Source organism: Streptomyces gamaensis (genome assembly GCF_042656465.1).
GTDB classification, from domain to species: Bacteria; Actinomycetota; Actinomycetes; order Streptomycetales; family Streptomycetaceae; genus Streptomyces; species Streptomyces gamaensis.
The window spans coordinates 1-13,407 of the sequence record NZ_JBHSPB010000022.1; the positions used below are offsets into that span (position 1 = coordinate 1).

Genomic DNA, 13,407 nt, shown 5'->3' on the forward strand with positions numbered 1-13,407 from the left:
TCTCCAACGGCGCCTCTCGGGCCCGGTGGCACCACCCCCCAGGTCATCGGTTCGACAGGGGGGAACAGCCATGCCGGGCCCGGAGGCCAGCGGCCCTCTTGCAGGACCGCGAAGAACATAACGGGGGCGTGGGGGACGCCGGGGTCGCCGGGGTCGCCGGGGTCGCCGGACGGACCGTGGTCTCAGGCGGCCTTGCGGGGGCCTCAGGCGGCCTTGCGGATCTCCAGGAGGTCGGGGATCGGGGCGAGGTCTTCGAGGAGCTGGCCCGTGGCCCCGTTCAGCCGGGCCCGGCTGCCGGCGTCGAGCCGGTCGACCGGGGTCCAACGGCCGTCCTGGTGCGCGGCGTCGAGGAGCTTCTGCAGTCGGTCGACACCCGCGTGCACGGTGCCGAGCAGCTTCGGGTCGCGCCGGTCGAGCAACGGGCCGAGCACGTCGAGGAGTTCACGGGTGCCCGCGAGGTTGGCGTCGGCGGTCGCGAGGGTGGTGCCGCTGCCCTGGTCGGCGTCGCCGGTGAGCTCGAACTGGAGGGTGTTCTCCAGGATCTCGTGGGTGCGCAGCGGCAGGTCGGAGGCGGCGAAGTCCTGGCCGGGGAAGGCCTTCCCCAGGTCCTTGACGTCCTGGGCGAGCTGCTCGGCGGGGGCGCGGAGCTCCTCGGCGGACCGGCCGTGCCACAGCCCGTACTCGACGCGGTGGAAGCCGGTGAAGTCCTTGTCGCCGACGCCGTCGGGGAGCCCGGCCGTACGCCCGTTGATCTTCTTGTCGAAGTCCTGGAACGTGCCGTAGGCCGCGCCGAGGGAGGCGTAGGTGCGGTGCGCGGTGAGCCAGTCGGCGCGGGCGGCGCCGAGGTCGTCGCCCTGGATGTCGGCGGCGAGCCTGTCGGTCTGCGTCGCGAGGGTGGCGAGGCCGTCGGCGACGTACTTCTTGTAGGCGTCGAGCGGCGCGGCCAGGTCGCTCTCGGAGACCGGGGTCACGGCCCGGGTGGTGCCGCCGCCGCTGACGCGTACGGGTGCGGAGGTGACGGCCTTGCCGCCGGTGGGCACGCAGCGCCAGGCGTACGTACCGCCGCCGACGGTCGCGACGAGGTCACGGCTGGTACCGGGGGCCAGGCCCTCGATCTCGCCGTAGACGGCGTTGCTCCCCGGGTCGACGAGGTACACCTCGGACGCCTTGTCGCCGGTATTGCGCATCCGGAAGGTCTGCCGGCCGGGTTCGGGGGCGCGGAATCCCTTGCCGCACTCGGTCTCGGAGACGGCGATGGTCTGCGCGCCGGCGGGCTTGGACCCACTGAAGGCGACGACGACCCCGGCGACGACGGCCGGAACGGCGACGACAGCAACCGGCACGACCCACACGGGACGACGCCGCGGGGGCCTCGAAGAGACCGGGGTCTGCTGCGGGGCACCGGGACGGCTGTACGGGACCGCCTCCGGCGCCGGTTCCGATGCCTCGCCCGAAACGGGCTGCCGCGCTGCGGGAGCGGCCGAGTCCACGTCGCCTGCGGGTCCCTGCTCCGGTACGGCACCAGGCACCCCTGCCGCAACGGACTCCCCGGCCTGCCGCGCCGTGACACGGCCCTCCCCGGGAGCGGCCAAGTCCGCGTCACCCGCGGGCCCCTGCTCCGGCGCTCCCGCCGCCACGCCACCTTCCGGCTGCCGCGCGGCACCGCGATCCCCCTGCGGAGCAGCCCGGTTCGCGGCCGTGCCGACCGCCGCACGCGTACCGCGTACGAACAGCGTGAGCACCACGGCCAAGTAGCCGGCGTACGCGACAGCCTGCAGCCAGGTCATGGCCGGGGTCAGGTTGAACACGCCCTGGACGAGCGCGCTGTACCAGGAGCCGGCGTCGACGCTCCCGCCCAGGTCGAAGGCGAGGGCGGCCTTGCCGGGCAGGACGTCGCCTTCCTGGAGGTCACGCAGCCCGTAGGCGAGGACGCCGGCGGCGATGACGACGAGGACGATGCCGGTGGCGGTGAAGAACCGGGTCAGGTTGATCCTCAGGACGCGGCGGTACAGGCCCCAGCAGAGCCCGGCCGCGATCGCGAGTCCGGCGCCGGCTCCGGTGAGGGGGCCGGCGGATTCGCCGGCGGCCCGGGCCGTGGTCCACAGGAACAGCGCCGTCTCCAGTCCCTCGCGGCCCACGGCGAGGAAGGAGGTGACGATCAGCATGCCCGCGCCCATGGCGAGCGCGCCGGTGACCTTCTCCCGGATCTGCCCGGAGAGGTTGCGGGCGGAGCGCCGCATCCAGAAGACCATCGCGGTGACGAAGGCGACGGCGACGACGCTGAGGAAGCCGCCGAAGGCTTCCTGGGCGGTCGTCGAGAGGGTGGCCGCGGTGAACGTGAGCACCGCGCCGAAGCTCAGGGAGAGGGCCATCGCGCCCAGGACGCCCGTCCACACTTGCGGCAGGCGGGACCTGGCGTCCGCGCGGACCAGGGTGGCGACGAGGACGGACACGATGAGTCCGGCCTCAAGCCCTTCCCGCAGACCTATCAGGAAGCTCGGAAACGCGTCGTCCCACATACTGCCCTCCCCGGCGCGGCGCCGGCGTTCGCACCCCGGCCGCGGCAGCAGAGCCCCTGGCGGCCGCCGTCGGCGGACATCCGTCTGCTGCCGACCGCGGTCACCCTGGTTAGCGAAGCCACACCTTAGCTAGGTAACCCTTAGTGCTCTACAAGAATGTCGTCAAGAGATGGCGTGCTTCCGGTATAGGTCTTGACAAGGGCAATTCCGGACGCACTTCACGGAACTCTGCGGGCGGAACCGTGCGGACGAATTACTGCCGCGTCGCGATCACCGTGCGTGAAGCAAACGTCCGGATAACGGACGCCTGAAGCGGATCCCCGCAGGCCCGTTCATACTCGTGCTTTCTGATCTCGCATAGTGGACAGGCGCGACCATGAGCCGGACCATCACCTCTCCTCCCCCGCAGCCCGGGTCCCAGGCCGAGGAGTCCTCGCAGCAGCAGGGCTCCTCGCTGTCGAACGGCCTCAAGCAGCGGCACCTTTCGATGATCGCCCTCGGCGGTGTCATCGGCGCGGGCCTCTTCGTGGGCTCCGGCGCCGGGATCGCCGCCGCCGGCCCGTCGATCGTGCTGGCGTACGCGGTGTCCGGACTGCTCGTGATGTTCGTGATGCGCATGCTGGGCGAGATGTCGGCGGCGAACCCGGCCTCCGGTTCGTTCTCCGTGCACGCCGACCGCGCCATCGGACCGTGGGCGGGCTTCACCGCGGGCTGGATGTTCTGGACGCTGCTGGTCGTGGGCGTGGCGATCGAGGCGATCGGCGCGGCGCACATCATGCAGGGCTGGTTCCCGGGCACCCCGTCGTGGCTGTGGGTGCTCGTCTTCATGGCGATGTTCTGCGGCAGCAACCTCGCGGCCGTGTCGAACTTCGGCGAGTTCGAGTTCTGGTTCGCGGCCCTGAAGATCGGCGCGATCGCCCTCTTCCTGGGCCTCGGCCTCCTCGCGATCCTGGGCGTCCTGCCCGGCACGCACTCCCCCGGCACCACGAACCTGCTGCACGAGGGCGGTTTCATGCCCACGGGCGTCAGCGGGTGGCTGGTCGGTCTGCTGGCCTCGGTCGCGGCCTACGGCGGCCTGGAGACGGTGACCATCGCGGCCGCCGAGTCCAAGAACCCCGAGCGCGGCGTGGCCCGCGCGGTGCGCACCACGATGTGGCGGATCGGCATCGTCTACGTCGGCTCGATGCTGGTGATCGTCACGCTGCTGCCGTGGAACGACCAGTCGGTCACGGAGAGCGGCCCGTACGCCGCCGTCCTCGATCGGCTCGGCATTCCCGGCGGCGGACAGATCATGAACGTGGTCGTGCTGATCGCGCTGCTCTCGGCGATGAACGCCAACATCTACGGCTCCTCCCGCATGGCCTACTCGCTGGTCTCGCGCGGCCAGGGCCCGAAGGTGCTGGGGAAGGTCTCCGGGAACGTGCCGCGCCGCGCGGTGCTCGCCTCCTCCGCTTTCGGCTTCTTCGCCGTGCTGCTCTCCTACTGGTACCCCACGACCGTCTTCGCGTGGCTGCTGAACATGGTCGGCGCGGTGGTCCTCATCGTGTGGGGCTTCATCGCCGCCTCGCAGCTGGTGCTGCGCCGCCGGATGGAGCGCGAGGCGCCGGCGAAGCTGGTCGTGCGGATGTGGGGCTTCCCGTATCTGACGTGGGTGGCGCTGGCCGGGGTCGTCGGGGTCCTGGTGCTGATGCTGCTCGACGCGGGCACGCGCGTGCAGCTGTACTCGACGGGCGCGCTGGCCGTGACGCTGGCCGTGACCGGATATCTCAAGCAGCGGGCCGCGGCGGCCCGTTGATCCCGCTCTTCAGCGGCGAAGGCCGGTTCCCGTGACGGGAACCGGCCTTCGCCGTGTTCTGGGGGCCCTGGCCCTGGCGGCGGGGCGCTGTTCGCCACCACCGGTACGGCGTCGGCGGCGGCGCACCAGCCCGTGGTCACCGGCTTCCAGTGCGTCGACGATGGCGGAGTTGTCGTCAACGACCCGTTCAGTCCAACCGGCTTCAGCTGCTTCGGCGGGGTCTTCAACGGTGACCCGGTCGTCATCACCGGCGCGAAACAGGCCCCCCGGTAACCGCACGCCGTGCCCGGTCCGCCCCGTGCGAGCGGGCACGGTCATGTCGGGGACCGGCTTGTTTCGACCGAGCGGATCCTGGTCATTGTGCACTGCTTCCAGCTGGGGGCACTGGAGTTGCGCAGCAGCGCGAGGCTCGGCCGTGGGGCCGGTGGGAAGGTGACGCGGGGCTCGCGCGGTGTTCGTGCGGCGGTTGCTGCCCACTGATGCGGGGACCGAGAGGTGTCCGCTTGGCAGGGAACGTATTCCTGTCGGGATCCCCCTCTTCCGCGGCAGTCCGGGCCCGGGCCAGTCTTGCCCGGGCCAACATCCCTGGCGCGGAAGGGGACAGGAAAGTGCCGCAGGGCCGCGAACAGTTCTCGACCACCCTCGACGGGTTTCTCCGGAAGATCCGCACGTGGTACGGGGACGACCACAAGGGCTTCAAGACCATGTACGACGCCGCTGTCAGGAACGTGGTGCCGTACCCGGACGACACACCCAAGGAAGTACGCTGCGACTGGAAGAACCAGGACATCGAATTCCTGTGCAGCTTCTTCACCGAGTGGTACCACTGGCAGCCCGGGGTCCACACCGGCCTGGACTACATCGAGAAGTTCAGCTGGCTCAACTACGAGAACGACTACGGCATGGTCTTCCTGACCTGCGGGCCGGGGTACGAGATGACCGCCGACTTCACCCATCTGCAAGGCCTGCAGATGGACGAGGAGACGCCGGAAGCACAACAGCTCATCCACAGGTGGGTCGCGGAACTCGGTCCCAAGCGCATGAAGGACTACGAGCACAAGGACTGGAAGACCTTCAACGAGTTCTTCGTCCGCGAGCTCAGCGATGCCGAAAAGGTACGTCCCATCAGCGCCCCGGGCGACAACAGCGTGGTCGTCGCCCCGGCCGACTGCGTCATCAACATGATCGTCGACGAGCTCACCGACACCACGCCGATCCCGGTCAAGTCGGTGACGATGAACATCGCCCAGTTGCTCGACGGTGCCGAATGCGCCGAGAGGTTCATCGGCGGCACGGCGGTGTCGTGCATCCTGATGCCCGACAGCTACCACTGGTATCACGCCCCGGTGGCAGGTGAAGTGGTGGCGGCCCGTGCTGACATCGGCGGTGTCTACTACGGGATGCGGGACTTCCCCGAGCTGCTCGACAAGGGCGATGTCGGCTACGGCTACGACTACTCGATGTTCGACAACTTCCGCCGGGGATACGTCATCATCAGGACGGAGGACAAGGACGACGACGGACATCTCGTGGGCGAACAGTACGTCGGTCTGGTGCCCGTCGGTCTCAACTCGATCGCGTCCGTGAACTTCCTGCCCAAGTTCACACCCCCGTTCAAGCGTCCGGTCCCGGTGGCCAAGGGTGAGAAGATCGGGAACTTCATGTACGGCGGGTCGCTCAACATCCTGCTCTTCGAGAAGGACCGGTTCCCCGCACTGCAGATGCTCCAGGGGCAGCGCATCGGCGTCCTGGAACAGCCGGAACGCACAGCCGGATTGTTCAACCGCTCCTATCACCGTCAGTCCCTGCGCCTGCGCCCTCTGGCTCCCTGAACCCACCGCCGAACGGGAAGGTGAACCGTGTCATCGGACCTGGTTGTCTCGATACCGGCGAACGTCGCCAACACCCGGAGCATCGGCTTCTGTACCAAGGACACCAAGAAGGTCCGCTCCTACGCCGGACACGCGCACATCGACAGCACGGAGAACCCGGGCACCCAGAACCACCTGTTCTACTGGTTCTTCGAGAGCCAGACCTGCAACCCCCACGTCGCGGTCCCCGACCAACAGGACCTGATCAGCCGGACGCCACTGCTGATCTGGCTGAACGGCGGTCCCGGCGCCTCCTCCCTGATGGGGCTGTTCCTGGAGAACGGGCCGCTGACCATCGCCGACGATGCCGCCGGGACGATATCGGTGCGCACCGACTCCTGGAACCAGGAAGCGCACGTCGTCTACTGGGACCAGCCCATCGGGACCGGCTACAGCTACTCCGACGACCAGGAGCACGTGTACGACGAGGACACCCTCAGCCAGATGTTCTACCAGGGCCTGCAGAAGTTCTTCGACTCGCACCCGGAGTACGTGCAGTGCCCGCTGTACGTCTGCGGCGAGAGCTACGGCGGCAAGTACGTACCGGCGATCGCCCGGGAAATCCGCAAGCAGAACCGCCTCAACGCCGACGGACGGCAGATCAATCTGCAGGGGATCTCCGTCGGCAACGGCTGGATCAGGCCCGAGCTCTCGCTCCGCGTCCTGATCGACTATGCCTACACGACAGGCTTCCTCGGTATCGGCCAAAGGGACTCCCTGTACGAGTCCTACGGCGTCTACCAGGCCGCGCTCCAGGCGGGAGAGCTGAAGAAGGCCACCCGGCTCGGCAACGCCCTGGTGGCCACGGTCCTGGAATACGGCGGGACCTTCGACTTCTACGACGTCCGGCGCTGGGACGACCTGCCCATGGGGGCAGTGCGCGCCTACCTCGGCAGCGAGGCGGTGAAGAAGGCGCTGCACGTTCCCCCGGAAGTCACCTGGCAGTTCTACGACAACGCGGGCCCGGTGGCCGACGCGCTGGCAGAGGACAACATGACGGACTGCTCCGAGCTGTACGCCGAGCTCATCGGCAATGGCTGCAAGACGCTTCTCTACACAGGGAACTTCGACACCGCCTGCGGATACCGCAGCACCGAGGAGATCCTGGACGACCTCATGGAGCGGATGGGCCGACAAGGAGAGTGGCGCAACGCCCCCCGGCTGATCTGGACGCAGGCCCAGGGAAATCCGAAGGGATTCGTCCGCAGCCTCGGGAACCTGACCCAGGTCAGTATCCCCGACTCCGGACACGAGGTGCCGGCCTTCCAGCCGCAGATCTGCCGGGAAATGCTCTACAACTGGCTCTTCGCGCGCCCCTTCCACGGCTACGACCCGGATCAGCTGTCCAAGCCGCGCAACGGCAGCACCGGCGGATCCTCCTGACCCCCACCCGGCGGCCGCCCCGGCATCAGCCGGAGGGAACTCCCCGCACGCAAGACCGGCGGGGGCGCACGAGTCACCCGGCGCCCCCGCCACCCCACCGCTCCAGCACCGCCCGTTCCTCCTCGTCCGTGAACCCGCACCCCAGCGGCGGCTCGCCCCGGGCCCGGTCCCAGGCCAGGACGTCGGCCGCGGTCACCTCCAGCGGGGTGGCGGGCAGGCCCGCCGCGCGGGCGCGGGCCGGACTGCGTTGCTGGGTCGCCCAGTTGTCGCGGACGAGGGGGAACGCCGCCGGCGCCGCGGCGCGCGGCACCGGCACGATCTCGATCCGGCTGCCCGCGACGCGGGCACAGGTCTCGATCAGGCCACCGAGGGTGACCGGTTCCGCCGGGCCCACCGCCTGGAAGGCCCCGGGCCGGTCGTCGGTGAGCAACCGCACCACGAGGCGCGCCAGATCGCGTACGTCCACGACCTGCACCGGCTGCGCGGGGTCGCCGGGCAGGGCCACCCGGCCGCCGCGCGCGGCCCGGCGCACCCAGTAGTTGACTCCTCCCCCTCGTAAACCGAGGGGGATTCCTAGCTCACGTCGCCTGACCCCCGGCGGGGGTACAGGTCTTACACGATCAGCGCTAGCCGGGACAGAGACCAGCCCGGACCTGGGGGCACCTCCCAGCGGTAGCTGGGGGACATGACGCGGGCGGAGTTCTTGTCCCGGGGGGACACGGCTGCGCACACGGTGCAGGTATACGTTCGTTCGGAGAGGGGGAGTGCGTGCTTGGTTCTCGCTCCGCACTGCGCACAGTCCATCGTGGTGTGCGCGGGGTGCACCAAGCGGACATCCCGCCCGTGCTTGCGGCCTATCCCGATCAGGGCCTTCTTGGTGGCACCGATCGCGGCGTCGGCGGCCTTGCGGGCCATGGTGGTCCTGGCGAGGAACTTCGGCCTGAAGTCCTCCACCGCGATGGCGTCGTGGTCGCGGACGACCTTCTTGGCCCACTTGCGGGCGGTGTCCTGCCGCTGGGCCGCAACCTTGCGGTGCAGCTTCGCGGTCTGCCGCTTCGCCTGCCGGTAGCCCTTCGAGGCGGCCTGTCCCTTCTTCGGCTTCCTGCGGGCCATCATCCGCTGGTACTTGGCGAGCTTCTGCGCGGCGGTCCTGCCGTGCTGCGGGTGGGGAAGGTCGTGGCCGTCGCTGGTGGTGGTGGCGATCTCCTTGACGCCCCAGTCGATCCCGATCACCTGCCCGGTGGCAGGCAGCTCCTCGGTCACGGCAGGGACGACGAACGACGCCCACCAGTGCCCCACGCTGTCCCGGTACACGCGCACCGACGAGGGCGGCTTGGGCAACTGGCGCGACCACACCGGACGTACGACGATCCCGCCCGCCAGATGCAGACGGCCGTCTTTGAGCCGGAATCCGTTCTTGGTGTAGTTCAGCGACGGGAGCGAGCCGCGTCTCTTCTTCCAGCGGGGCATCCCGGCCCGCTGCCGTACCGGCAAGCGGTTCCTGATGTCCTTCAGCGCCTTCGCCCGCGACTTCGCGAAGTCCCGTATCACCTGCTGCTGGGGAACGCTGGAGCCCTCCGCAAGCCACGGGGTGCTCCTGCGCGCCCCGGTCAGCATCCTGTCGAGCAGGGCAGGGCCACAGGCCGGCTTCTCCCCGGTGGCCCTGCCCCGTGCGTGCACCTGCTGGGACTTCGCGACGCATTCGTTCCACAGCCAGCGGCAGCGGCCCCACTCAGCCTCAAGATCACGCCGCGCCGAAGCGGACAGGCGAAGACGGTAGGTGTACCGGACATGCCCGGCATCCTCCGCCTTCCCTCCCGCAGCCACGCACGCCAACCTACCGGAGAAGACGGCCAGTTGAGCCCTGATTGATTTTTTTGGCGCCCCTCACCCGCCGGGACAGCGGACGCCATTTCGCCCTGACAGCGAAACCACAACCGCTGTCCTGCTCCGCAGGAGTCCGACGCCTCCCCGGCGTCAACGCCGGGGCCTCCTCGGATAAATTTGGTGAAGGTCTCCATCGGGTCGTGCGGTCCGGCCACCTTGCCGGGGCGGTGGAGCCGCTCCGTGTCCCGTACGGGCGCGCGGCGCGGGATGTCCTCGTCCGCGCCGGGCCGCAGTCCGGCGCGCTCGTACACCGCGTGGCTGGAGACGAACAGATACCGGCCGACGCGGTCGCCGAGCACGTCCATGGCCTGCCGGACGTGCCGGGGGACGTAGCCGCTGACGTCGACGACCGAGTCCCAACTGCCCTCGCGCAGCGCCTCATAGTCACCGGTGTCCCGGTCGCCGATGAGCCTGGGTGCCTCCGGGAACAGGTCCTTGCCGGTTCTGCCCCGGCCGAAGAGGGTCACGTCGCAGCCGTCGCGCAGGGCGTCTTCGACGATCGCGCGGCCGATGAAGACCGTGCCTCCGAGAACGCCGCCTTGGCCGATTCGGGCCCCGTGACAGCGGGGAGGGTGTGCGTAGGCTCAGGCGCACATGTCCCGGAGCAGTCCGAGGAGGTCGGCATGTTGTACGCGTTCGCCTTCGAGCGGGTCGGTGTGGTCGTGAGCGACCTGTACTTCATCGATCCGGATCCGATCCCGGGGCAGGAGAGCCCCGAGCGCGGGGTGCGGCTGGAGTTGCGGCTGTTCGAGCGCGGGGAGGTGACCGGGTCGATCTACGCCGCGCGGCCGGTCACGATCGGCCGGCCGCTGTGGCGGGTCGACCTCCTGCAGGACGCGAACGCCGCGCCGGCCACGTTCGACCGTACGCACCACCATCCGCACATCGACGGCTGGGAGCCGGGTCACCGCGTCTTCGTCGAGGAGCTGTCCGCCGACCCGCTGTCGTGGCTGGCGGCCAAACTCTCGGACATCACGGGCCTGTTGAAGGAGACGGGCGTGTCCGCCGACGAGCTCGCGCCGACGGACGCGGCCGATCTGCGCGCCGCGGTCCCCGAGATCACCGACACGGTGCGCCGGCTGCTGGACCGGGTGTGGGCGGGAGAGCTGGCCCGGCCGTCGGGGGACTCGGCGACGAGCGCGCGGGTCAGCTGGCTGTAGTCCCCGGGACGCCCGGCACGCGCCGTTCCCCGCCGTTGCGCTCTTGCCAGAAGCGGTACACGTCGGTCGCTCCGGCGCGGTGCTCGTGGCGCATGGGCAGGCGGCGTTCGGTCCAGTCCTTGGCGAACTCGTCGTAGAAGGTGGCGAGTTCGAAGTACTTGCGGTCGTCGACGTAGTGCGGCTCGTAGGCGTCGCGGGTGGTGAGGAAGACGACCTCGTCGGGCGAGCAGTAGTAGAGGGATCCCAGACACATGGGGCAGGGGTGGGCGAGCACGTAGATGGTGCAGCCCGTCAGGTGCTCGGTGCCCAGTCTTGTGCACGCCTCGCGGATGGCGAGGATCTCCGCGTGGGCGGTGGGGTCGTTGGTCTGGGCGACCTTGTTCGGGCTTTCGGCGAGGATCCCGCCGTCCTTGACGATGACGGTCGCGAACGGGCGGCCGCCCTCGGTGACGTTACGGCGGGCGATGTCGATGGTGCGCTGCGCGAAGTCCACGAAAAACCTCCTGGTGAAGCGGGGGGGGCGGGGCGGGCCGGTGTGCGGCCCGCCCCTGGGTCGCGTGTGCCGCTCGGGTCAGAACGGCTTGGTCGGCAGGTACTTGCCGTCGAGGGTGATGACGGCGCGCTCACCGCCCTCGGGGTCGGCGACCTTCTTCACGTCCAGCTTGAAGTTGATCGCGGAGATGATGCCGTCGCCGAACTGCTCGTGGATCAGGGCCTTGAGGGTGGTTCCGTAGACCTGGAGCATCTCGTGGAAGCGGTAGATGGTCGGGTCGGTGGGGATGCCGCCGTCGAGGGAGCCGCGGGTCGGGATGGTCTGCAGCAGCAGGGCGGCGTCGTCGTCGAGGCCGAGGAGTTCGGCCACGGCCCGGGCGGACGTCTCCGGCAGGGGGTGCTGGCCGAGGACGGCGGCGGTGACGAAGGCGACGGACAGGCCGGCCGCGTCGGCTATCTGCTGCCAGGTCAGGTCGCGGCGGGTCTTGGCCTCGACGGCGGTGACGGCGAGCTGCCGGCGGGCGGTGGGGTCGAACTGGGCATGCTGCATGGGAGGTTCCTTTCCTGTGGAACGGCGTGGAACGGCGGATGGGTCGTCACTGCCGGTCCGGGCCGGTCGAGGCCCGGGGCAGCAGGTCTGTCGGGGATGTGGTTCAGTCGGCCAAGGCGCCGGCGCCCTCGCGGTCGAGTTCTTCGACGCCGCCGGTGGCGATGTCGAAGACCCAGCCGTGCAGGGTGAGCGTGCCCCCGGTCACGGCGCGGGCCACGGACGGGTGCGTGGCGAGATTGGCGAGCTGGGCGAGGACGTTGTGCCGGACCAGGGTCGCGACCTTGTCGGTGCCGGGCGCGGCGGTGGTACGGGCCACGGCCGCGTCCGCGTGCCGGAGCCACGCGGCGACGGCCGGGGCGCCGGCCGGCTCGTGGCCCTCGGCGAGGGCGGTCATGGCTCCGCAGCCGGAGTGCCCGCACACCACGATGTCGGACACGCCCAGCACGGCGACCGCGTACTCGATGCTCGCGGCCACCCCGCCGGCGAAGGGGCTGTGCGCGGGCACGAGGTTGCCGGCGTTGCGGATGACGAACAGTTCGCCGGGCTCGCCCTGGGTGATCAGCTCCGGTACGACGCGGGCGTCGGAGCAGCCGATGAACAGCGTGCGCGGCGTGTGCCGGTCGGCGAGGCGGGCGAAGAGCTCCGCCTTGGCCGGGAAGACGTCCCGCTGAAAACGCGCGACGCCCTGAGCGAGGTCCTGCATGGCACTCCCTTCGGTGGTGCCGGTCCCGTGGGCCGGCGAGATCCACCATGCATGAGCTGGCTCTATAGAGTCCAAGAGTTGTTGACCATGATTGCTATTGCTGTCATCTATAGTCGCGTCTAGAGTCGGGAGCATGGCCCTGGAACTGCGTCACCTGCGCTATCTGCTCGCCGTCGCCGAGCACGGCAACTTCACCCGTGCCGCCGAGGACCTGCACATCTCCCAGCCGACGCTGTCGCAGCAGATCAAGCAGCTGGAGCGCACGGTGGGTGCGCAGCTGCTGGACCGGGGCGGGCGCGGTGTGCGGCTGACGGACGCGGGGGAGACCTACGCGCGTCACGCGCGGCGCGCGCTGCGCGATCTGGCCGCCGCCGAGCGCGCCGTCCACGATCTCCAGGACCTCTCGCGCGGCCATCTGCGGCTGGCGACGACGCCCACGTTCACGGCCTATCTCGTCGGCCCGCTCACCGCCGAACTCCATGCCCGTCACCCGGGGATCACCCTGACGGTCCGTGAACTGTCCCAGGAGCGGATCGAGTCGGCGCTGCTCGCCGACGAACTCGACCTGGGTATCGCGTTCGACGGACCGCACCAGCCGGGCATCGCGGCGGCCGCCCTGTTCACCGAGACCCTCAGCCTGGTCGCGGGTGCCGCCCAGGGCGCCGGCCCGGGGCGCCCGCTGCCCGTAGCAGAGCTCACGGAGCGGCATCTGGCCCTGCTCAGCGGCGACTTCGCCACCAGGGGCCACGTGGACGCCTATCTCGCCCGGCACGGTGTCACCCCCCGGATCGCGGTCGAGGCCAACTCGATCCAGGCCCTCGTCGAGATCGTCCGGCGCACCCCGCTCGCCACCGTCCTGCCCGACGCCCTCGCCCACGACCACCCCCACCTGACCCCCGTCCCGCTGCGGCCGCCGCTGCCCGCCCGTACGGTCGCCCTGCTCAGCCGCGACGGCGCCTACCACAGCGCCGCGGCCCGGGCCTTCACCCGCCTCACCGGAGAACTCGTGCGGGCCCGCGGCTACAGTCTCGCCCCGTGAAGCGCACC

11 protein-coding genes are annotated in these 13,407 nt (G+C 70.0%); 5 read left to right on the forward strand and 6 right to left on the reverse strand.

Translation table 11 applies throughout. The features are described from left to right. Window positions 1-203: 203 nt before the first annotated feature. The gene (gene efeU, locus ACFP1Z_RS27560) at window positions 204-2,519 is read right to left on the reverse strand and encodes an iron uptake transporter permease EfeU (RefSeq protein ID WP_390320356.1); all 2,316 of its coding nucleotides are present in this window, start codon (window positions 2,517-2,519) and stop codon (window positions 204-206) included. A 376-nt stretch (window positions 2,520-2,895) separates the two neighbouring features. Here efeU and ACFP1Z_RS27565 point away from each other — a divergent pair, with 376 nt between their 5' ends. The 3 genes from ACFP1Z_RS27565 (at window position 2,896) to ACFP1Z_RS27575 (ending at window position 7,568) form a co-directional block, all read left to right on the forward strand. Next, entirely contained in the window at window positions 2,896-4,314 is a 1,419-nt protein-coding gene (locus ACFP1Z_RS27565) for an amino acid permease (RefSeq protein WP_390320357.1), read from the forward strand. A gap of 608 nt (window positions 4,315-4,922) precedes the next feature. Further along, a complete protein-coding gene (locus ACFP1Z_RS27570) occupies window positions 4,923-6,146 on the forward strand; it encodes a phosphatidylserine decarboxylase (RefSeq protein ID WP_390320358.1) in 1,224 nt (407 codons plus the stop codon). Between the two features lie 27 nt (window positions 6,147-6,173). After that, window positions 6,174-7,568: a S10 family serine carboxypeptidase-like protein gene (locus ACFP1Z_RS27575; protein ID WP_390320359.1), complete on the forward strand. Its 1,395-nt coding sequence runs from the start codon at window positions 6,174-6,176 to the stop codon at window positions 7,566-7,568. Window positions 7,569-7,641: 73 nt separating this feature from the next. Here ACFP1Z_RS27575 and ACFP1Z_RS27580 read toward each other — a convergent pair whose 3' ends face one another. Next, window positions 7,642-8,100, reverse strand: a complete 459-nt coding sequence (locus ACFP1Z_RS27580; RefSeq protein WP_390320360.1) for a Rossmann-fold NAD(P)-binding domain-containing protein — start codon at window positions 8,098-8,100, stop codon at window positions 7,642-7,644. 80 nt (window positions 8,101-8,180) lie between these two features. After that, window positions 8,181-9,395 carry an RNA-guided endonuclease InsQ/TnpB family protein gene (locus tag ACFP1Z_RS27585; protein WP_390320361.1) on the reverse strand — a complete coding sequence of 405 codons (1,215 nt, stop codon included), beginning with the start codon at window positions 9,393-9,395 and terminating at the stop codon, window positions 8,181-8,183. Between the two features lie 683 nt (window positions 9,396-10,078). Here ACFP1Z_RS27585 and ACFP1Z_RS27590 point away from each other — a divergent pair. After that, on the forward strand, window positions 10,079-10,615 hold the full coding sequence (locus ACFP1Z_RS27590) for a hypothetical protein (protein ID WP_390320362.1): 537 nt from the start codon (window positions 10,079-10,081) through the stop codon (window positions 10,613-10,615). On the opposite strand, the gene ACFP1Z_RS27595 is transcribed toward ACFP1Z_RS27590, so the two are convergent. The 3 genes from ACFP1Z_RS27595 to ACFP1Z_RS27605 all read right to left on the reverse strand — a co-directional run bounded on the left by ACFP1Z_RS27595 (window position 10,602) and on the right by ACFP1Z_RS27605 (window position 12,360). Beyond that, a complete protein-coding gene (locus ACFP1Z_RS27595; RefSeq protein ID WP_390320363.1) occupies window positions 10,602-11,108 on the reverse strand; it encodes a nucleoside deaminase in 507 nt (168 codons plus the stop codon). The genes ACFP1Z_RS27590 and ACFP1Z_RS27595 overlap by 14 nt on opposite strands. A gap of 78 nt (window positions 11,109-11,186) precedes the next feature. Continuing rightward, on the reverse strand, window positions 11,187-11,657 hold the full coding sequence (gene cynS, locus ACFP1Z_RS27600; protein WP_390320364.1) for a cyanase: 471 nt from the start codon (window positions 11,655-11,657) through the stop codon (window positions 11,187-11,189). A gap of 103 nt (window positions 11,658-11,760) precedes the next feature. Beyond that, entirely contained in the window at window positions 11,761-12,360 is a 600-nt protein-coding gene (locus tag ACFP1Z_RS27605) for a carbonic anhydrase (RefSeq protein ID WP_390320365.1), read from the reverse strand. 133 nt (window positions 12,361-12,493) lie between these two features. Here ACFP1Z_RS27605 and cynR point away from each other — a divergent pair, with 133 nt between their 5' ends. Beyond that, window positions 12,494-13,399, forward strand: coding sequence for a transcriptional regulator CynR (gene cynR / locus ACFP1Z_RS27610; RefSeq protein WP_390320366.1), 906 nt, complete (start codon window positions 12,494-12,496; stop codon window positions 13,397-13,399). The last annotated feature ends 8 nt before the right edge of the window (window positions 13,400-13,407 follow it).

What these genes read in the sequence shown, in the direction of transcription:
- efeU (WP_390320356.1), bottom strand. Translation starts at nt 2,519, where the DNA reads ATGTGGGACGACGCGTTTCCGAGCTTCCTGATAGGTCTGCGGGAAGGG.
- ACFP1Z_RS27565 (WP_390320357.1), top strand. Translation starts at nt 2,896, where the DNA reads ATGAGCCGGACCATCACCTCTCCTCCCCCGCAGCCCGGGTCCCAGGCC.
- ACFP1Z_RS27590 (WP_390320362.1), top strand. Translation starts at nt 10,079, where the DNA reads ATGTTGTACGCGTTCGCCTTCGAGCGGGTCGGTGTGGTCGTGAGCGAC.
- cynS (WP_390320364.1), bottom strand. Translation starts at nt 11,657, where the DNA reads ATGCAGCATGCCCAGTTCGACCCCACCGCCCGCCGGCAGCTCGCCGTC.
- ACFP1Z_RS27605 (WP_390320365.1), bottom strand. Translation starts at nt 12,360, where the DNA reads ATGCAGGACCTCGCTCAGGGCGTCGCGCGTTTTCAGCGGGACGTCTTC.
- cynR (WP_390320366.1), top strand. Translation starts at nt 12,494, where the DNA reads ATGGCCCTGGAACTGCGTCACCTGCGCTATCTGCTCGCCGTCGCCGAG.